At 69.8% G+C, this 19,400-nt stretch carries 18 protein-coding genes and 1 pseudogene; 13 read left to right on the top strand and 6 right to left on the bottom strand.

Annotation, left to right across the window (positions count from 1 at the left end; genetic code table 11):
- Positions 1-2: 2 nt before the first annotated feature.
- Positions 3-1,163, bottom strand: coding sequence for an acyl-CoA dehydrogenase family protein (locus A5730_RS09755; protein ID WP_067898857.1), 1,161 nt, complete (start codon positions 1,161-1,163; stop codon positions 3-5).
- A 176-nt stretch (positions 1,164-1,339) separates the two neighbouring features.
- Here A5730_RS09755 and A5730_RS09750 point away from each other — a divergent pair, with 176 nt between their 5' ends.
- Genes A5730_RS09750 through holA form a run of 3 tightly spaced genes read left to right on the top strand, consistent with a single transcriptional unit; the run spans position 1,340 to position 4,753 of the window.
- On the top strand, positions 1,340-2,185 hold the full coding sequence (locus A5730_RS09750) for a ComEA family DNA-binding protein (RefSeq protein WP_067898854.1): 846 nt from the start codon (positions 1,340-1,342) through the stop codon (positions 2,183-2,185).
- Between the two features lie 22 nt (positions 2,186-2,207).
- Positions 2,208-3,758 (top strand): ComEC/Rec2 family competence protein, encoded by a 1,551-nt coding sequence (locus tag A5730_RS09745; protein WP_067899594.1) that lies wholly within the window; start codon positions 2,208-2,210, stop codon positions 3,756-3,758.
- Between the two features lie 26 nt (positions 3,759-3,784).
- Positions 3,785-4,753, top strand: a complete 969-nt coding sequence (gene holA / locus A5730_RS09740; protein WP_067898852.1) for a DNA polymerase III subunit delta — start codon at positions 3,785-3,787, stop codon at positions 4,751-4,753.
- Between the two features lie 10 nt (positions 4,754-4,763).
- On the opposite strand, the gene rpsT is transcribed toward holA, so the two are convergent.
- Positions 4,764-5,024, bottom strand: coding sequence for a 30S ribosomal protein S20 (gene rpsT, locus A5730_RS09735; protein WP_067898850.1), 261 nt, complete (start codon positions 5,022-5,024; stop codon positions 4,764-4,766).
- A gap of 138 nt (positions 5,025-5,162) precedes the next feature.
- Here rpsT and A5730_RS09730 point away from each other — a divergent pair, with 138 nt between their 5' ends.
- From A5730_RS09730 to A5730_RS09715, 4 genes are read left to right on the top strand one after another with little or no spacing between them, the layout of a single operon-like run.
- Entirely contained in the window at positions 5,163-6,857 is a 1,695-nt protein-coding gene (locus tag A5730_RS09730; RefSeq protein WP_067898847.1) for a circularly permuted type 2 ATP-grasp protein, read from the top strand.
- Entirely contained in the window at positions 6,844-7,812 is a 969-nt protein-coding gene (locus A5730_RS09725; protein WP_067898844.1) for an alpha-E domain-containing protein, read from the top strand. The genes A5730_RS09730 and A5730_RS09725 overlap by 14 nt, the downstream gene beginning before the upstream one ends.
- A complete protein-coding gene (locus tag A5730_RS09720) occupies positions 7,812-8,651 on the top strand; it encodes a transglutaminase family protein (RefSeq protein ID WP_067898841.1) in 840 nt (279 codons plus the stop codon). Before A5730_RS09725 ends, A5730_RS09720 begins: the two co-directional genes overlap by 1 nt.
- Before the next feature lie 32 nt (positions 8,652-8,683).
- A complete protein-coding gene (locus A5730_RS09715) occupies positions 8,684-9,352 on the top strand; it encodes a hypothetical protein (protein ID WP_082946782.1) in 669 nt (222 codons plus the stop codon).
- A gap of 3 nt (positions 9,353-9,355) precedes the next feature.
- Here the strand turns inward: A5730_RS09715 and A5730_RS09710 are convergent, their stop codons facing one another.
- On the bottom strand, positions 9,356-10,195 hold the full coding sequence (locus A5730_RS09710) for a ribonuclease Z (RefSeq protein WP_067898839.1): 840 nt from the start codon (positions 10,193-10,195) through the stop codon (positions 9,356-9,358).
- A gap of 176 nt (positions 10,196-10,371) precedes the next feature.
- Here A5730_RS09710 and A5730_RS09705 point away from each other — a divergent pair, with 176 nt between their 5' ends.
- On the top strand, positions 10,372-10,800 hold the full coding sequence (locus A5730_RS09705; RefSeq protein WP_067898837.1) for a CBS domain-containing protein: 429 nt from the start codon (positions 10,372-10,374) through the stop codon (positions 10,798-10,800).
- Positions 10,801-10,943: 143 nt separating this feature from the next.
- Here the strand turns inward: A5730_RS09705 and A5730_RS09700 are convergent, their stop codons facing one another.
- Entirely contained in the window at positions 10,944-11,519 is a 576-nt protein-coding gene (locus A5730_RS09700; protein ID WP_067898835.1) for a type II toxin-antitoxin system PemK/MazF family toxin, read from the bottom strand.
- Here A5730_RS09700 and lepA point away from each other — a divergent pair.
- The 4 genes and pseudogenes from lepA (at position 11,501) to A5730_RS09680 (ending at position 15,778) form a co-directional block, all read left to right on the top strand.
- Positions 11,501-13,502: pseudogene (gene lepA / locus A5730_RS09695) on the top strand (translation elongation factor 4). The gene A5730_RS09700 and the pseudogene lepA overlap by 19 nt on opposite strands.
- Before the next feature lie 11 nt (positions 13,503-13,513).
- A complete protein-coding gene (locus A5730_RS09690; protein ID WP_067899587.1) occupies positions 13,514-14,233 on the top strand; it encodes a sensor domain-containing protein in 720 nt (239 codons plus the stop codon).
- Entirely contained in the window at positions 14,233-15,012 is a 780-nt protein-coding gene (locus A5730_RS09685) for a sensor domain-containing protein (protein ID WP_067898830.1), read from the top strand. The genes A5730_RS09690 and A5730_RS09685 overlap by 1 nt, the downstream gene beginning before the upstream one ends.
- A gap of 22 nt (positions 15,013-15,034) precedes the next feature.
- Positions 15,035-15,778, top strand: coding sequence for a sensor domain-containing protein (locus A5730_RS09680; RefSeq protein WP_067898827.1), 744 nt, complete (start codon positions 15,035-15,037; stop codon positions 15,776-15,778).
- Positions 15,779-15,806: 28 nt separating this feature from the next.
- Here A5730_RS09680 and A5730_RS09675 read toward each other — a convergent pair whose 3' ends face one another.
- Together A5730_RS09675 and A5730_RS09670 are read right to left on the bottom strand one after the other, a co-directional pair.
- Entirely contained in the window at positions 15,807-17,843 is a 2,037-nt protein-coding gene (locus A5730_RS09675) for a glycoside hydrolase family 15 protein (protein WP_055402575.1), read from the bottom strand.
- A gap of 66 nt (positions 17,844-17,909) precedes the next feature.
- A complete protein-coding gene (locus A5730_RS09670; protein ID WP_067898824.1) occupies positions 17,910-19,145 on the bottom strand; it encodes an FAD-dependent oxidoreductase in 1,236 nt (411 codons plus the stop codon).
- Positions 19,146-19,199: 54 nt separating this feature from the next.
- Between A5730_RS09670 and A5730_RS09665 the strand changes: the two genes are divergently transcribed.
- Positions 19,200-19,394, top strand: coding sequence for a hypothetical protein (locus tag A5730_RS09665; RefSeq protein WP_055402571.1), 195 nt, complete (start codon positions 19,200-19,202; stop codon positions 19,392-19,394).
- Positions 19,395-19,400 lie beyond the last annotated feature (6 nt).

The following is a 19,400-nucleotide window of genomic DNA, read 5'->3' as shown; positions in this document are numbered from 1 at the left end:
CCTCACAATCCCAGGATGGTCGACGAGATGATGTTGCGCTGAACCTCGTTGCTGCCGCCGTAGATCGACGTCTTGCGGTAGTTGAGGTAGTGCGGCGCACTGTGTTGCGCCCAGTCCGGGGACGCGATGCCCTTGCCGTCGGCGGGCAGGGCGTCGGGCCCCGCCACCTCGACGAGCAGCTCGGTGGCCACCTGCTGCAGCTGGCTGCCGCGGAGTTTGAGCACCGACGACGCCGGGTTGGGCTGGCCGTTCGCGGAATCGGTGACCACCCGCGACTGCGTGAGTTCCAGTGCCAGCAGCTCGTTTTCGGCCTCGGCCAGCCGGGCGGCGAACAGAGGATCGGCGAGCAGCCCGGTCTCGGCGGCGTGCCTCTTCACCTCGGCGAGGCGCACCTTGGTCCGACCCACACCGGCGATGCCGGTGCGCTCGTTGCCCAACAGGAACTTCGCGTACGTCCAGCCCTTGTTTTCTTCTCCGACAAGCTGATTGGCGGGCACGCGGACGTCTTCGAAGAAGATCTCGTTCACCTCGTGGCCACCGTCGATGGTCTTGATGGGCCGCAGGGTGATGCCCGGCGTGTTCATGTCGAAGAGCAGGAACGAGATGCCGGCCTGACGCTTGGGCGCCTGCGGGTCGGTGCGTACCAGGCAGAAGATCCAGTCCGCGTACTGGCCCAACGTGGTCCAGGTTTTCTGGCCGTTGACGACGTAGCTGTCACCGTCGCGGACCGCGGTGGTGCGCAGCGACGCCAGGTCCGAACCGGCCTCCGGCTCGGAGAACCCCTGGCACCACCAGATGTCGAGGCTGGCGGTCGGCGGCAGGAAGCGTTGTTTGATCTCCTCCGAACCGAATTCGGCGATCACCGGCCCCACCATTTTGGTGTTGAAGTTCAGCGGCTCGGGGACGCACGCCAGTTGCATCTCGTCGGCCCAGATCTGGTGCTGGGTGGCCGTCCAATCCTTACCGCCCCATTCGACCGGCCAGTTCGGCACCGCCAGACCGTGCTCGTGCAGGATCTTGTGGCTGGTGACGATGTCGTCGTGGTTCACCTCCGCCGAGCCCCGGCGCACCCGATCGCGCACCTCTTCGGGAATCTTGGTGGTGTAGATGGTGCGAAGTTCGTCGCGGAACGCGGCTTCCTCCGGTGTGAGCGCCAGTTGCACGGCGGCCTCCTGTCTCTGGGGTGAACGTGGCTACCAGCTGGCTGGCGATGCGTTCGTGGTTCCATATTGACCCATCCCGCGGAGCGGTTGTGCACAGCCTCGGTTTAATCCCCAGTGGGCGCCGCGGCGCGGCCGGGACCGGCCGATCCGGCGGCCGGCGCGCCTACGGTCGCGGCATGCGAATCGAACTTCCCGGCGAGCGTCTGCAGCGGCGGCTCGGTGCCGAACCGGACACCGAGGCCGACGGTGCGGGGGCGGCGTCACTACAGGACGCCGCGGACGAGGACCAGAATTCGCTGCTGCCGCGCTGGCTGCCCGACGCAGCCCGGGATCGGGGCTGGGCGGCCAGGCTGCGCGCCGACCCGGGACGCGCGGGTGCCATCGGGCTGGCGATCGTGGCCGCGCTGGCCGTCCTCGTCACGGTGTTCACGCTGCTGCACGACCGGCCGGCGCCGGTGATGTCAGCCAAACTGCCGCCGGTGGACAAGGCGGCGACGGCCGGCCCCAAATCCTCGGCGAGCCCCAGCCCGGGCCCGGACCGGCCCGTGGTGGTGAGCGTGGTGGGTCTGGTGCACACCCCCGGCTTGGTCACCCTGGCGCCCGGCGCGCGGGTCGCCGACGCGCTGCAGGCCGCGGGGGGTGCGGTGAACGGGGCGGACACCATCGGGCTGAACATGGCGCGCCCGCTCGGCGACGGCGAGCAGATCGTCGTCGGACTGGCTCCCGTGCCCGGGCAGCCGGCGGCGTTGGGGAGTTCGGTGGCGTCCGCGTCGACGCCGACGTCGAAGCGGGCGCCGCCGCGGTCTGCAACGGCCCGGCCGAAGCCGGGCGAGGTGCTCGACCTCAACACCGCGACCGCCGAGGACCTGGACGCCCTGCCCGGTGTCGGACCCGTCACGGCCGCCGCGATCGTCGCCTGGCGGCAGGCCAACGGCAAGTTCACCACCGTCGACCAGCTCGCCGATGTCGACGGCATCGGCCCGGCGCGGCTGGAGAGGTTGCGCGCCCTGGTCCGTGTCTGACGCCGATGGGCCGGCCGGCCTCATCGACTCGGGCGCGACCCGCCTCGATGCGCGGCTGGTGCCCGCGGCGCTCACCTGTTGGCTGGTGACCGCCGCCGGCATCTGGTGGCCGATCGGCCGGACGGTGGCGGCGTGCTGTCTGGTGTTGCTCGCGGCCTCGGGCGCGCTGGCCTGCCGGGCGGGCGAGGCCGGGCGGTTGCGGGCGATCGCCGGCGGCCTGGCCGCGGTCGGGGTGGTCGGCGCGGGATTCGGGTTCGCGGTTGCGCTGCGCGCCGAAGCGGTCGATCGGCACCCGATCACCGCGGCCTTCGGCGCCGCGGCCCCGGTGACGCTCACCCCGACCGAGAGTCCGGTCCCGCTGGGTCGCGGCCGGCTGATGTTTCGCGCCACGCTGCAGCGCCTGCGCGACGCACCGATCTCCGGCCGGGTGGTCGTTTTCGCGCGGGCGTCGGACTTCGACTCGCAAACCGACGGGCCGGTGGTGGGCCGGCCGATGCGGTTCACCGCGCGCATCGGCCGTCCGACCCGCCGCGACCTCACCGTCGCGGTGCTCAACGCCTCGGGCCGCCCGACCGTGGGGACCGCGAGCGCCGTGCAGCGCGCCGCGCACGCGGTGCGCGGCAGGTTCGCCGCCGCCGTCCGTGGCGCGCTGCCCGCCGAGCAGGCGGCCATGCTGCCCGCGCTGGTCCTGGGCGACACCTCGGCGGTCACCGCCGAGACCGACCGCGACTTTCGCGCGGCGGGCATGACGCACCTGATGGCGGTGTCGGGCGCCAACGTGACCATCGTGTGCGCGGCCGTCCTGTTCTCGGCGCGCGTGATCGGCCCGCGGGCCGCCGCCGTCCTCGCCGGCGTCACGCTCGCCGCGTTCGTCGTCGTCGTGCAACCGACGGCGAGCGTGTTGCGGGCGGCGGTGATGGGCGCCATCGCGCTGCTGGGGATGCTGTCTTCCCGTCGGCGCCAGGCCATCCCGGCGCTGTGCGCCGCGGTGCTGGGGTTGCTGGCGGTGGCCCCGCAACTGGCCGTCGACGTGGGCTTCGCGCTGTCGGTGGTCGCGACGGCCGCGCTGGTCGTCATCGCGCCCCGCTGGTCGCGCCGCCTGGCGGCCTGGGGCTGCCCCAAACCGCTGGCCGACGCGCTGGCGATCGCCGCCGCGGCGCACGTGGTGACCGCCCCGCTGGTGGCGGGCATCTCCGGGCGGGTCAGCCTGGTGGCGGTCGCCGCCAACCTCGCGGCCGCACCGGTGATAGCGCCGATCACCGTGCTGGGCAGTGCGGCCGCCGTGCTGAGCGTGGCGTGGCCGTCCGGCGCCCAGCTGTTGGTCCGGTTCACCGGGCCCGAAGTGTGGTGGGTGGTGCACGTGGCGCGGTGGTCGGCCGGCGCGCCCGCGGCGACGGTGCCGGTTCCGGCCGGGCCGCCGGGCGTCCTGCTGGTGGCCGGGGCGACCGCGGCGATCGTCGTGCTGGTCGCGCGGCTGCGCCGTCGGCGCTGGTTCGGCCGGGCGGTCGGCCTGGCCGCGCTCTGCGTGCTGGCGTGCTGGCTGTCGGAGCTGTTGGATCCCCGGGCGGCGTAGTCGGTCCCTCGTGACACCATCGTGGGGTGAGCGAGGTTTCGCCGTTGCACCTGGTCCTCGGAGACGAGGAGCTGCTGGTCGAGCGGGCGGTGGCCGACGTGTTGCGGTCGGCGCGCAAGCGGGCCGGCGTCGAGGACGTTCCGGTCAGCCGGATGCGGGCGGGTGACGTCAGCACCTACGAACTCGCCGAACTGCTGAGCCCGTCGCTGTTCGGCGACGAGCGGATCGTCGTGCTGGAGGCCGCCGGGGAGGCGGGCAAGGAGGCGGCCGCGGTGATCACCTCGGCCGCGGCCGACGTCCCGCTGGGCACCATGCTGGTGGTGGTGCATTCGGGCGGTGGGCGGGCCAAGGCGCTGGCCACCGAGCTGCAGTCACTCGGCGCCGTCGTGCACCCGTGCGCGCGCATCACCAAGGCCAGCGAGCGGATCGATTTCGTCCGCAAGGAGTTCCGCGCGCTGAAGGTCAAGGTCGACGAGGACACGGTGACCGCCATGCTGGACGCGGTCGGCTCCGACGTGCGCGAGCTGGCGGCCGCCTGCTCGCAATTGGTGGCCGACACGGGCGGGGCGGTCAATCCGGCGGCGGTGCGCCGCTACCACAGCGGCAAGGCCGAGGTGAAGGGGTTCGACATCGCGGACAAGGCGGTGGCCGGCGACGTCGCAGGCGCCGCGGAGGCGCTGCGGTGGGCGATGCTGCGCGGGGAGCCGCTGGTGGTGCTGGCCGACGCGCTGGCGGAGGCGATCCACACGATCGGCCGGGTCGGGCCGCTGTCGGGGGATCCCTACCGGCTGGCGTCGCAGCTGGGCATGCCGCCCTGGCGGGTGCAGAAGGCCCAGAAGCAGGCGCGGTATTGGTCGCGCGACAGCGTGGCGGCCGCGATGAAGGTGGTGGCGACGCTCAACGCCAACGTCAAGGGGGCGGTCGCGGACGCCGACTACGCGCTGGAAGCGGCGGTCAGAAAGGTCGCCGAGCTGGCCGCCAACCGGAACCGATGAGCGGCGGGGCTCAGAGCTTGTTGAGCGCTCGGGCCAGGGCCGACTTCTTGTTGGCCGCCTGATTCTTGTGGATCACGCCCTTGCTGGCCGCCTTGTCCAGCTTGCGGTTGGTCGACGCGAGCAACTCCGTGGCCTTGTCTTTGTCGCCGGCGTGGGTGGCCTCGCGGAACGCGCGAACGGCGGTGCGAAGCGACGACTTCACCGACTTGTTGCGCAGGCGAGCGCGCTCGTTGGTGCGATTGCGCTTCTGCTGCGACTTGATGTTGGCCACGCTTGTAGTTCCTTCTTCGAATCGACGTTTGGCTTGGGGCGCCGGATACCACCACGGCGACTGCCCAGGTTATCAGTCGGTTACGTTTTCTCCCAAAACGGGAACCCGTGGCCTGCCATAACGTCAATTTGAGGCAGCATCTTAAAAGTGAGTCTTCCGAGCCAGCTCGAGGAAACCAGGCGGGGGTTACGCGCCGCGCGCGCTGAGCGCATCTTCGGCGGCTACAACACGTCGTCGGACGTCTATTCGATGGCCTTTGACGAGATGTTCGACGGCCAGGGCGGCGTGCGGGGACCCTACAAGGGCATCTACGCCGAGCTCGCGCCGTCGGACGCCTCGGAGCTCAAGGCCCGCGCCGAAGCGCTCGGCCGCGCGTTCATCGACCAGGGCATCACGTTCTCGCTGTCGGGCCAGGAGCGACCCTTCCCGCTCGACCTGGTGCCCCGGGTGATCTCGGCCGCCGAGTGGAGCCGGTTGGAGCGCGGCATCATCCAGCGCGTCAAGGCCCTCGAGATGTATCTCGACGACATCTACGGCGATCAGGAGATCCTCAACGACGACATCATTCCGCGCCGGCTGATCACGTCCTGCGAGCATTTCCACCGCCAGGCGGTCGGCATCGTCCCGCCCAATGGCGTGCGCATCCACGTCGCCGGCATCGACCTGATCCGCGACGAGAAGGGCAACTTCCGCGTCCTCGAGGACAACCTGCGCTCGCCGTCGGGGGTGTCCTACGTCATGGAGAACCGGCGCACCATGGCGCGGGTGTTCCCGAATCTGTTCGCCACCCACCGGGTGCGGGCGGTCGACGACTACGCGGCGCACCTGCTGCGTGCGCTGCGCAACTCGGCGGCGACCAACGAGGCCGACCCGACGGTGGTGGTGCTGACCCCGGGGGTGTACAACTCCGCCTACTTCGAGCACTCGCTGCTGGCCCGCCAGATGGGCGTCGAGCTGGTCGAGGGTCGCGACCTGTTCTGCCGGGACAACCAGGTCTACATGCGCACCACCGACGGCGAGGTGCAGGTCGACGTCATCTACCGGCGCATCGACGACGCCTTCCTGGACCCCCTGCAGTTCCGGGCCGACTCGGTGCTGGGGGTGGCCGGCCTGGTCAACGCCGCGCGCGCCGGGAACGTCGTCGTCTCCAGCGCCATCGGCAACGGGGTGGGCGACGACAAGCTCGTCTACACCTATGTGCCGACCATGATCGAGTACTACCTGGGCGAGAAGCCGCTGCTGGCCAACGTCGAGACGTACCGGTGCTGGCTCGACGACGAACGCGAAGAGGTGCTGGACCGGATCGACGAGTTGGTCCTCAAGCCGGTGGAGGGCTCCGGCGGTTACGGCATCGTGTTCGGGCCGGAGGCGACCGACAAGGAGTTGGCCACCGTCGCCAAGAAGGTTCGCGACGACCCGCGCAGCTGGATCGCGCAGCCGATGATGGAACTGTCGACCGTGCCGACGCAGATCGGCAACACGCTGGCGCCCCGGTACGTCGACCTGCGGCCGTTCGCCGTCAACGACGGCGAAGACGTGTGGGTGCTGCCCGGCGGCCTCACCCGGGTGGCCCTCGTCGAGGGCTCGAGGGTGGTCAACTCCAGCCAGGGCGGTGGCTCGAAGGACACCTGGGTGCTGGCGTCGCGCACCTCGGCCGGTGAGCACGAGCTCGGCGCGGCGGAGGTCGTGCGCTCGCTGCCGGAGTCCATCGCCGACCCGGCGTCCGACGGCGCGCCGCGGCTGCGGCAAACACAGTCGCAACCCACCGAATCGCCGCAGGAACAGCAGCTACAGCAACAACAGCGACGGGGCAAGCGCCGTGCTGGCCCGTAACGCCGAGGCGCTGTTCTGGATCGGCCGCTACGTCGAGCGAGCCGACGACACCGCGCGCATTCTCGACGTCGTGCTGCACCAGCTGCTCGAGGATTCCAGCGTCGACCCCGACCAGGCGTCCCGGCTGCTATTGCGGGTGCTGGGCATCGACCCCCCGACCCACGACCTCGACGTCTGGTCGCTGACCGACCTGGTGGCCTTCAGCAGCAACGCTTCGGGCGGTTCTTCGATCGTCGACGCGATCACGGCGGCGCGGGAAAACGCGAAGTCGGCGCGGGAAGTGACCTCGAGCGAGATCTGGGAGTGCCTCAACGGCACCTACCATGCCCTCGCCGAGCGCGAGCGCGCCGCGAAACGCCTTGGGCCCCACGAATTCCTGTCGTACATCGAGGGGCGGGCGGCGACGTTCGCCGGGCTGGCGGACTCGACGCTGTCCCGCGACGACGGGTACCGCTTCATGGTGCTGGGCCGCGCGATCGAGCGGGTCGACATGACGGTGCGGCTGTTGCTTTCCCGGGTGGGCGACAGCGCGTCGTCGCCGGCGTGGGTGACGCTGCTGCGATCCGCGGGCGCGCACGACACGTACCTGCGCACCTACCGCGGCGTGCTGGACGCCGGGCGGGTGGTCGAATTCATGTTGCTCGACCGGCTTTTCCCGCGTTCGGTGTTCTATTCGCTGCGGCTGGCCGAACACAACCTCGACGAACTGCTGCACAACCGGCAGAGCCGCATCGGGGCCACCGGGGAGGCGCAGCGATTGCTCGGGCAGGCCCGCAGCGAACTGGAATTCGTCCAACCCGGCGTCCTGCTCGAGTCGCTGGAGGACCGCCTGGCCGGGCTGCAGCGAACCTGCCGCGATGTCGGAGAAGCGTTGTCGGTGCAGTACTTCCACGTCACCCCGTGGGTGGCGTGGTCGGACGCCGGCGCGTTGGTGAGCAGGGCGGGGGACAACTGATGTGGCGGCTGCGGGTGGTGCACACCACCGGGTACGCCTACCAGTCGGCGGTGACCGCGTCCTACAACGAGGCGCGGTTGACCCCGCGGTCGAACACCCGGCAGAACGTCATCCTCAATCGCGTCGAAACGATCCCCGCCACCCGCTCCTATCGCTACATCGACTACTGGGGGACCGCGGTGACGGCGTTCGACCTGCACGCCCCGCACAGCGACCTCACGGTGACGTCGTCGTCGGTGGTCGAGACCGAGCGGCCCGAACCACCGGTGACCGACGTCGGCTGGAGCGACCTGCACTCGGCGGCGGTGATCGACCGGTTCGACGAATTGCTCCGCCCCACCGAGCACACCCCGGCGAGCAAAAAGGTTGCCTCCGTGGCCAAGAAGATCGCCAAGTCGCACCAGCCCGCCGAGGCCGTCGTCGCCGCGGCCCAGTGGGTGCGCGAGCAGCTGGAATACCTGCCCGGAACCACCAGCGTGCACTCCTCGGGCCTGGACGCGTTGAACGCGGGCAAGGGCGTCTGCCAGGACTTCGTGCACCTGTCGCTGATGTTGTTGCGCGCCATGGGAATTCCCACCTACTACGCGTCGGGTTACCTGCATCCCAAGGAGCACGCCGTCGTCGGGGACACCGTGGACGGGCGCAGCCACGCCTGGATTCAGGCGTGGACGGGCGGGTGGTGGAGCTATGACCCCACCAACGAAACCGAGCTCTCCGAGCAATACGTCAGCGTGGGCGCCGGCCGCGACTACACCGACGTCCCCCCGCTGAAGGGCATCTACTCCGGTGAGGGCGCGACCGACCTGGACGTCGTGGTGGAGGTGACCCGGCTGGCTTAGCCACCGGGGCCGCGCGGGCATAGCGTGCACCCATGACCGAACGCCGGCGCGGTGGTCCCTCGTTGCTGCTGCTCTCGTTGCTGTGCGCGGCGCTGCTCTTCGGTGGAATCGCCGCCGGGGTGGCGCTCGGCGGCGTGATGCCGCTGCCGTACGGCCCGGCGGCCGCCGTGGCGGCCTACGTCCGCGCGCAGCCGGTTGCCGTGCGGGTCATGGCCGTTGCGACGTTCGCGTCCTCGGTCCCGTTGGCGATCTACGCGGCGACGGTCAGCGCCCGGCTGCGCCGCCTCGGGGCCGCCGGGCCGGCGCCCGCGATCGCGCTCACCGGAGGCATTCTGGCGGCCGGCGGGCTGGCGCTGTGCGGATTGCTGGCCTGGCCCCTGTCGTGGCCCGACGTCGCCGCGGATACGGCGTTGGTGCGGGCGCTGTACCTGCTGGTGTTTCTGGTCGGCGGGCCGGGGCACATCGTGGCCCTCGGCCTGCTGGTCGCCCCGATCGCGGCAACCGGCCCGAGCCCGGGCTTGCTGCCGAGGCCGATCGCCTGGGCCGGCCTGGGCACCGCGGTCCTCGCCGGGGCGGCAACGGGGGTGTTGGCCTGGCCGGAGCTCGGTGCGATCCTGCCGGTCGCCCGGGTGCTCGCGCTGTCCTGGCTGGTGCTGGCGGGCGCGCTATTGCCGTTGCCGCGCAACGACATTCGGCAATGACCGTTACGGGGTCCCGATTTCGACGCGGTGCAGGTCGTCGCCGAGCTCGATCCGCCCGCCGAAGCGCGCGGCCGCCAGCGCCCGCCACTGTTCTTCCTGCCCCGGCACCAGCGCCGGCACGTAGTGGGTCATGACGAGGGTGCCCACCCCGGCGCGGGCCGCGGTCGTCGCCGCTTCCTCGACCGACGAGTGGTAGTCGCAAATGTCCTGGAGCCGCTGCTGCGGGATGTTGCCGACGATGTCCTTGCGGATCACCGTGTGCACCAGCGCGCCGGCGCCGGCCGCCAGCTCGTCAAGGCCCGCGCAGGGCACGGTGTCCCCGGCCAGCACCACCGACGCCGCCCCGTAGTCGACCCGGAACCCGATGGTCGGCGTGACCGGCCGGTGGTCGGTGGGCGCGACGCGGATCGCCACGCCCTCGCGGTCCCACACCGGTCCGTCAGTGCATTCGTGCACCTCGACGGCCGGCGGGGCGTTCAGGTCGGCGTGATGCGCGATCCGGTACTCGATGTCGTGGCGGAACGCGTGCAGCGTGGCCTCCACAGTCTCCGCGATCCCGGGTGGGCCGATGATCGGCAGCGGCGCGGGGTCCGGCGCGAACGTGCTGATCCACCGGGTGATCAGCAGGTCGCCGAGGTCACCGATGTGGTCGCTGTGCAGGTGGGTGATCAGCAGCGCCGACAGCCCGGCCGCGCCCACGCCCACCGCCGCGGCGCGCTGCAACACGCCCCGCCCGCAATCCACCAGGAACACCTGTCCGCCCGCCCGCACCAGCGTCGACGGCCCGGCGCGGTTCGGGTCGGGGATCGGGCTCCCGGTCCCGAGCAGGGTGATCTCGATCATGGCCCCTATCTTGCAAGCCGGGGCGCGCCGCGGTGGCCCAAACGCGGGAACCGCGGTTTCGGACGACGGCGTCAGGGTATGGACACGGATCGGCTACCGGTTCTCGTCGTGGCTTTTGCGCCGCGCGAGTTAGCCGTAGCCTGATGTGAAGCGGATCACAACCGGCTGGAGGCCAGATGCGGATAGCGGATGTCTTGCGGAACAAGGGCGCGGCGGTGGTGACCATCAACCCCGAGGCGACGGTGAAAGAGCTGCTCGCCGGCCTCGCCGAGCAGAACATCGGCGCCATGGTGGTGGTCGGCGACGAGGGTGTCGTCGGCATCGTCTCCGAGCGCGACGTCGTTCGTGAGCTGCACACCCACGGGGCCAGCGTGCTGTCGCGCCCGATCTCGAAGATCATGACCGCCAACGTCGCCACCTGCACCAAGACCGACACGGTCGACTCGTTGAGCGTGCTGATGACCAAGAACCGGGTGCGCCACGTGCCGGTGCTCGACGGCAAGAAGCTGATCGGCATCGTCAGCATCGGCGACGTGGTGAAGACCCGCATGGAAGAACTCGAGGCCGAGCAGCAGCAGCTGCACTCCTACATCACGCAGGGCTGATTGCCCGGCTCCTCAGCTGGCCGCGTTGCGGCCCGCATCGTCGCCGGGCGGGGCTGATCCGGCATTTCGCCGAACGTGCACTCTGGGCGAAGATTCGGCCGATTTTCCGCCCTGGTTACACGTTCGGCGGGAGGCCTGACCCGCTAGCTCCAGGCGTAGTCCGCCCGTAGCCGGGCGGCGATGACGTCGAAGATCTCCCGGTCCAGGATGGCGCCCTCGCGGCGAATGCTCTCCTCCGGCACGTCGAGCACCCGGTCCAACCGGACCCAGCTCGGCCTGCCCTCGTAATCCCAGGCGCCGGAACCGATTCCGATCCAGTCCCGGTCCGAGGCGTGACGCTCCTGGCTGGACACCATCAACCCGAGCAGGACCCGGCGGTCGCGGCCGACGACGAGCACGGGCCGGTCCTTGCCGCGGGTGGGATCGTCCTCGTAGACCACCCAGGTCCAGACGATCTCGCCGGGATCGGCCCGGCCGTCGAGGTCGGGGGCGTAGACCAGCTTGCGCGCGCGCTGCGCGGTGGGGAAGCTCGCGCTGGTCACCGGCCGGCCCGCGGTAACGGCGGCTTGTTGGGGCGCGGCCGCGGCGATGACGTCCGCGGTGACCTTCACGGCGTGCTGAAGTTCCCGCGCGACGAGCTGGGCGGTCTGTGCATAGATGATCGCGTTGCGGGCGAACCGCTGGATCGTCTTCCACTGGGATTTGCGGGGAGACGCCATATTCGCAGCATAGACGCGCGCGCGTGGGTGCGATTGTGTCCAAGTAGGTCTCGGCCACCGCGCACAGATACGCTGGACGTATCGCTCAAGAAGCCTCGAGCGGGCCCAGACCAGGAGATTCCCATCAGCAGTTTCGCCGACAAGACCTTCACCGCGCCGGCGCAGATCAGGAATTTCTGCATCATCGCTCACATCGATCACGGCAAGTCGACGCTGGCCGACCGGATGCTGCAGCTGACCGGGGTGGTCGACGAGCGCTCGATGCGCGCGCAGTACCTGGACCGGATGGACATCGAGCGCGAGCGCGGGATCACCATCAAGGCGCAGAACGTGCGCCTGCCGTGGAAGGTCGGGGACGAAGAATACGTCCTGCACCTGATCGACACCCCGGGCCACGTCGACTTCACCTACGAGGTGTCGCGCGCGCTGGAGGCCTGCGAGGGCGCGGTGCTGCTGGTCGACGCCGCCCAGGGCATCGAGGCGCAGACGCTGGCCAACCTGTACCTGGCGCTGGACCGCGACCTGCACATCATCCCGGTGCTCAACAAGATCGACCTGCCGGCGGCCGACCCCGACCGCTACGCGGGGGAGATCGCCCACATCATCGGCTGCGAGCCCGGCGATGTGCTGCGGGTGTCCGGCAAGACCGGCGAGGGCGTCGCCGACCTGCTCGACCACGTCGTGCGCGAGGTGCCGCATCCCCAAGGCGATGCCGACGCGCCCACCCGCGCGATGATCTTCGACTCCGTCTACGACATCTACCGCGGCGTGGTGACCTACGTGCGGGTGATGGACGGCAAGATCGTGCCGCGGGAACGCATCCAGATGATGTCCACCGGCGCCACCCACGAGCTGCTCGAGGTGGGCATCGTCTCGCCCGAGCCCAAGGCCAGCGAGGGCCTGGGGGTCGGTGAGGTGGGCTACCTGATCACCGGGGTGAAGGACGTCCGGCAATCCAAGGTCGGTGACACCGTGACGACGGCCCGCCACGGCGCAACCGAGGCGCTGACGGGCTACCGCGAGCCCAAACCGATGGTCTACTCGGGGCTGTATCCCGTCGACGGCTCCGACTACCCAAACCTGCGCGACGCCCTGGACAAGCTGCAGCTCAACGACGCGGCCCTGACCTACGAGCCGGAAACCTCGGTGGCGCTGGGCTTCGGGTTCCGGTGCGGCTTCCTGGGCCTGCTGCACATGGAGATCACCCGCGAGCGCCTGGAGCGCGAGTTCGACCTCGACCTGATCTCGACGTCGCCCAACGTCGTCTACCGGGTGGTCTTGGAAGGAGGGGCGGATGGCGGCGTTATCGTGACCAACCCGTCGGACTGGCCCGAGGGCAAGATCCGTGAGGTGTACGAGCCCGTCGTGAAGACCACCATCATCGCGCCCAGCGAGTTCATCGGCACCATCATGGAGCTGTGCCAGTCGCGCCGCGGCGAGCTGGGCGGCATGGACTACCTGTCACCCGAGCGGGTCGAACTGCGCTACACGATGCCGCTGGGCGAGATCATCTTCGACTTCTTCGACTCGCTGAAGTCGCGCACCCGCGGCTACGCCAGCCTCGACTACGAGGAGGCCGGCGAGCAGGAGGCCCAGCTGGTCAAGGTCGACATCCTGTTGCAGGGCGAGGCCGTCGACGCGTTCTCCGCGATCGTCCACAAGGACGGGGCGTCGGCCTACGGCAACAAGATGACCACCAAGCTCAAGGAACTGATCCCGCGCCAGCAGTTCGAGGTGCCGGTGCAGGCCGCCATCGGATCGAAAATCATTGCGCGCGAGAACATTCGGGCGATACGCAAGGACGTGCTATCCAAGTGCTACGGCGGTGACATCACCCGCAAGCGCAAACTGCTGGAAAAGCAGAAGGAAGGCAAGAAGCGGATGAAGACGATCGGCCGGGTGGACGTGCCGCAGGAGGCCTTCGTGGCGGCGCTGTCCACCGACGCCGGCGGCGACAAATCCAGTTCGTCAGGCAAGAAATAGCCGTGATCCTGATGCGAGCCGTGACGTTGGTCGGTATCAGCCTGCTCGGCACCGGATGCGTCACGACCGTGGCCGGCACCCCCGCGAGCACCGGCCGCCTGGGCGGCGCCGGGGCGCCGCTGGAACAGGTCCTGCCGGAGGGCACCGAGGTCGCCACCGCCGTCGGCAATGAGCTGCCGCCCCACCGTCCGCCGGAGGTGGGCGGTATCGACGTGCTGCCCAACGGAATTCGCGACGCCGGTGGCGCAACGCCGATCGAATGCCTCGGGGTCGTCGACCCGGCGATGCGCATCGTCTACGAGAACGGCCCGGTCCGCCGGGCTGCGACGCAGGACTACTGGAATTACGACTCCGGGGTGCAGGTGTCCAGTGCAACGGCAGCCGCGATCGAGCTCGGGTCGACCGCCGACGCGCAACGCCTCTTCGCGTCGTTCGCGCAGCAATGGCAGCATTGCGCGGGCACCACGGTCACCATGTACACGCACGACAGGAGCGACACCGAGTTGTACTCGAAGGTGACCGACGTCCGAGTCGACGGGCCGATAGTTTCCGCGACCGTCATGGCGTGGGACAACCATCACACCCCACCGAGCCCGGACGAGCGGGCGATCGGCGTCCGGGGCGATGTCATCGCTGACGTCAAGGTCGCCGTCGGCCCGCGCGCCCAGGCCGGGACCAGGGCCGTCGATATCGTGCAGGCGATGTTGCGCAAAGTCTCGAGCACGAACTGATGAGGGTCGGCCGCATCGTCCTCAGCTGCCTGTCGGTCGTGGCGCTGGCCACCGGCTGCACCGTTGCCGGCACCGCGCGGCCCGCGCCGAATCTGAAGCCCCACCCGGTCACCGGGCAACCGGTGAAGAAGGTGCTCCTCGACGACGCGGACTTGTCGAAGCTGCTAGGCCAGTCCTTCGGCAGCAAGAACGAACTTCCGGCGCGGTTCGGCGGGCCCGAGGTGCTGCCGCCGGCCTTCGGCGCGGTCTCGCCCGCCAACTGCGTCGGCGTCACGTCGATGATGGTGCAGGACGCCTACCGATCCGGCGACGTCAAGAATGCGGCGCGGGAGACGTGGTGGAATCAGCGCGGGCCGGCGAAGGTGATCAGCGTCGCCGAAGGGGTGGTGGCGCTCTCCAGCGCCGCGGGGGCCGCCGCGCTGTTCGGACAGTTCGCGCAGCAGTGGCGCGACTGCGACGGCACCACCGTGACGATCGGTCGCCCCAGCATCATCATCGACCGGCCCTCGATCGTCTTGTCGGACACCATTTCCGAAGTTCGGGTCTCCGAATCCGTTCTGGCCGCGACCATTTCGATAGACACCCAGCTGCCGGGCCTACCGTCGAGCGGGCCCAGGCCCGAAGCGCGCGCCATCGGCCTGCGGGGGAACTGCCTCGTCGAGGTCGAAGTGGCGTTCTTCAACTCGACGCGCTCGTCGGACGAGGGGTCCGGCGACGTGCACCGCAGTGCCATCGACCTCGCGCACGCGATGATGGACAAGGTCAGCGCGCTGAGCTGACGCCGGGAAGAGCAGGTACGAAGTGAAGAACCGCTGGCGCGGCTCGGCCGTTGTGATCGCGGCGCTGCTGGCCAGCGGTTGCACCGAAACCACCTCCGGCACAGCAGTTCTGGCACCGAACGCGGGGCACGTGCCAGCCATCAAACGGGCCTTGTTCGACGGCACCGCGCTGGCGAAACTGGTCGGCCAGCCGTTCCAGCCCTACCCGCGTTACTCGGACTTTGGGGGCGCCGACAAACTGGGAAGCGCGTGGGATGACGCGCGACCCGCAGACTGCATCGGCGTCGTCCATTGGATGCAGCGGGGCCCGTATGGCGCGGCGCCGATACAACAAACCGCCGCCGAAATGTGGGTACACAAAGGCGATTCGGTGAAGATCGACAGCGTCGAGGAAGGTGTCGTCGCGTTGCGGTCGGATGCGGACGCCGCCGCGTTATTCGCCAGGTTCGCCGCGCAGTGGCAGAAGTGCGACGGAACCACGATGACCGTCAAGCCTGTCGATGTCTACGGTTTAGACGCCATCTCCGACGTGCGCGTCGCAGGTTCGGTTGTGGCGGCGACGGTTTCGAGGGGGTCCGGCCCACACTCGGTTTTGAACGCCATCCCCACGGCCCGGGCCCTTGGCGTCAAGGGGCCGTACGTGGTGGAGATGACGGTCGACTTCATTCCCATTTATGGTCCAGCGGATCAGGGCAACGGTGACATCAACACCACCGCCATCGACCTCACCCACGCGCTGATGGACAAACTCAGCGCCCGCAGCTGACGCGGCGCCGGCTGACTTAGCGCCGCTGCTACATCGGCGCGTTGGCGGGCTGGAACATCCCCGAGCCGTCGGCCTCCTCCTCGGCGCGGATCACGTGCACCACCGCGTTGATCAGCGCCAGGTGGGTGAACGCCTGCGGGAAGTTGCCCAGGTGCCTGCCCGTGCGCGGCTCGATCTCCTCGGCGTAGAGGTGCAACGGGCTGGCGTACGACAGCAGCCGCTCGCACAACCGCTTGGCGCGCGCCACCTCGCCGATCTCCACCAGGGCCGACACCAGCCAGAACGAGCAGATCGTGAACGTGCCCTCCTCGCCGGACAGCCCGTCGTCGGTCTCCTCCACGCGGTAGCGCAGCACCAGGCCCTCGGAGGTGAGTTCGTTGGCGATGGCCAGCACGGTGTTGCGCACCCGCGGGTCGTCCGGCGGCAGGAAGCGGGTCAGCACCACCAGCAGCAGCGAGGCGTCCAGCGCATCGCTGCCGTAGCGCTGGGTGAACACCCCGCGGGAGTCCACGCCGTGTTGCAGGATGTCTTCCTTGATCTCCTCGGCGATGGCCCGCCATTGCTGGGCGTAGCTCTTCTCGCCCTGCCGCTCCGCCAGCTTGGCCCCGCGATCGAGCGCCACCCAGCACATCACCTTCGACGAGGTGAAGTGCTGCGGTTCGCCGCGGACCTCCCAGATGCCCCGGTCCGGCTCGCGCCAGTGCTTGATCGCCTCTTCCACCTGCTTCTTCAGCACCGGCCATAGGGTCTCGGGGACCTGCTCGCGCGACTTGGCGTGCAGGTAGAACGAGTCGAGGATGGAGCCCCAGATGTCGTGCTGCACCTGGTCGTACGCGCCGTTGCCGATGCGCACCGGGCGGGCATGGTCATAGCCGGACAGGTGATGCAGCTCCTCTTCGACCAGGCTGCGTTCGCCGCCCACGCCGTACATCACCTGCAGCGGGTGACGCTCGTTGCTGTTGGCCCCCGACACGTCGGCGATGAACGCGAAGAAGTCGTCGGCCTCGCGGTCCAGCCCGAGCGTGTAGAGCCCCCACAACGCGAAGGTGGAGTCGCGCACCCACGCGTAGCGGTAGTCCCAATTGCGTTCGCCCTGAGGGGTTTCCGGAAGCGATGTGGTGCTGGCCGCCAGCAGTGCGCCGGTGGGCGAGTACGTCAACCCCTTCAGGGTGAGCGCGCTGCGCTGCAGGTAGGCGCGCCACGGGTGGTCGGGGAAGTTGCCGATGTTGATCCATTGCCGCCAGCACTCGGTGGTCTGCCACATCTTGTCGGCGGCCTCTTCGTAGGTCTGCGGCGCGGGGTGCTTGGTCCAGCTCAGCGCGACGAACACGTCGTCGCCCTCCTTCATCCGGGTGCGTGCCCGCGCCTCGCGGCCCTCCAACCCGATCCGCAGGTTGCTGGTGAGCCGCATGGTCGGGTGGGCGTCGGGCTGTTTGGTGGCCCGCGCGACGGCCTCGCCGTACGCGTTGGCCGAGTATTCCCAGGTGGCGCCCACGCGGTGGTAGTCGAACGCGGGTTCGCAGCTCATCATCAGCTCGACGGTGCCGCTCACGCAGCGCACGGTGCGCAGCAGGATGTGCTCGGCGTCCCAGTCCATCGGGGTGCGGCGGTGCGTCCGCGATCGGCGCTCGATGTCGTGCCACGGCCCCATGACCAGCGCGTCGCGCACGATCAACCACCCGGTGTGGGTCTGCCACGTGGTCTCCATGATCAGGCTTCCGGGCAGGTAGCGGCGCGCCGAGGGCACCGAGACGCCGTAGGGCCCTAGCCGGAAATGACCCGCGCTGCGGTCCAGGATGGCGCCGAAGACGCTGGGGGAGTCCGGCCGCGGCACGCACAGCCATTCGACGGACCCGGCGGGGGAGATGAGGCACGTCGTCTCCCAGTCCGACAGGAAGGCGTAGTCGGCGATGGGCGGAAAGGGGTTCCGCAGTGCCGCGCTGGAAGCCAGGGGTGCCGGCGCGCTGAAGTCGATGGGCGACGCGATGGCTGCCGGCGCCGCCTCGAATGCTTCCTCGGGCATGGCGTCGGCGGGCTGGTCGTCGGGCTGGGCGTGCAGGACCATCCCGCCATCATCATCTGTCGGGCGGCCCGGCGTCCATTCTTTCGACGACGTGGCGTCACTCTCCCGTCACCCGTGGCGTCGGGCGAACCGCGGGGCGTGCTCCGGCAGTGGCCCGATCGCGACGAGGTAGCCGAGCAGCCGCCGCAGCGGTGTGGACCGGCTCACCAGCCGCACGGCCCCCGGCGCGCGGTCCTCGTTTCGGGCCACCGCCGCGGCGATCACGTTGGCATGGATGCCCCGTTGCGCGGCCTGCAGCAGCACGGTGGGCATCCAGCGGCGCGCCTGCACCCGGGCCAGCCGCCAGGTGGGCACCCGTCCCGTGCGCAGCGCGCCGGCCAGGATGCGGGCGGCGGCCACCGCGTCGGCCACCGCGAGGTTGATCCCGATCCCGCCGACGGGCGACATCGCGTGCGCGGCGTCACCGATCAGCAAGACGCCGTCGGCATACCAGCGGGGAAGCCGATTCAATTGCACGTCAAGCAGTTTCACGTCATCGAAGGACGTCAGCGCCTGCACGCGGTCACCCAGCCAGGGCACCATGCCGACCAGCACCCGGTGCAGCGCCTCGATGCCCTCGGCCCGCAGATCCGCGTCGGTTCCCTTCGGGATGATGTAGGCGACCTGGAAGTAATCGCCGCGATCGATCACGATGACCGCGTGTCCGGCCCGCAGCACGCCGCCCAGCCCCGGTGGATCGTCGGGGTGGCGGGGCAACCGGAACCACCAAACGTCCATCGGCGCGCCGAAGCTGTGCGGTTGGGTGCCCAGCGCCGAACGCACCGTGGACGAGCGACCGTCGCAGGCCACCGTCAGCTCGGCGCGCATGCTTTTGACCTCGTCGGCCTGGTCGCGATAGGTGACGCCGACGACGCGATCCCCGTCCCGCAGCACGCCGATCACCTCGGTGCAGCGCAGCAGCCGGAAGCTCGGCTCGGCCTCGGCGGCGCTGGCCACCAGCTCCAAAAAGTCCCATTGCGGCACCAGGGCGATGTGCTTGTGCGCGCCCGGAAGGCGGGTCAGGTCGAGCGCCACCGGTTGGTTCTGTATCTCCATGCGGACGGTGTCGATCAGGCGATGGGGAATCTCCGCGAACCGGGCGCCCAACCCCAGCTCGTCGAGCAGGCGCAGCGTGCTCGCGTGCACGGTGTCCCCGCGAAAGTCGCGCAGGAAGTCGGCGTGTTTTTCCATCACCGTGACGTCGACGCGGGCGCGGGCCAGCAGCAGGCCCAGCACCATGCCGGCCGGGCCACCGCCGGCGATCAGGCAGGCCGTCGCCTCGGGCGCGGACGAGGGGGCAGACATGCGCCGATCTTGGCACATTGGTTTTCCGCTGCAGGGCCGAATAGGGTGAGCCCCGTGACCGCATTCCTCAATTGGTGGGACGGCAACGAGCTGTGGCTTTCCGGGCTCGCGTTCGTCTTGCAGGCCATGGTGGTGATGCCGGTCGTGCTGGTGGTGGCCGCCGTCACGGCGGGACTGCTCGATGGCCTGCTCGGCAAGGGCATCGCCCTGATGCGCCGCGCCCGCCACGCCGACGCGGCGCCCGGGTAATTCGCA

Origin of the sequence: Mycobacterium sp. ACS4054 (assembly GCF_001667275.1) — a bacterium.
Lineage (GTDB): Bacteria > Actinomycetota > Actinomycetes > Mycobacteriales > Mycobacteriaceae > Mycobacterium.
This window is presented reverse-complemented; position numbering and strand designations above follow the sequence as displayed.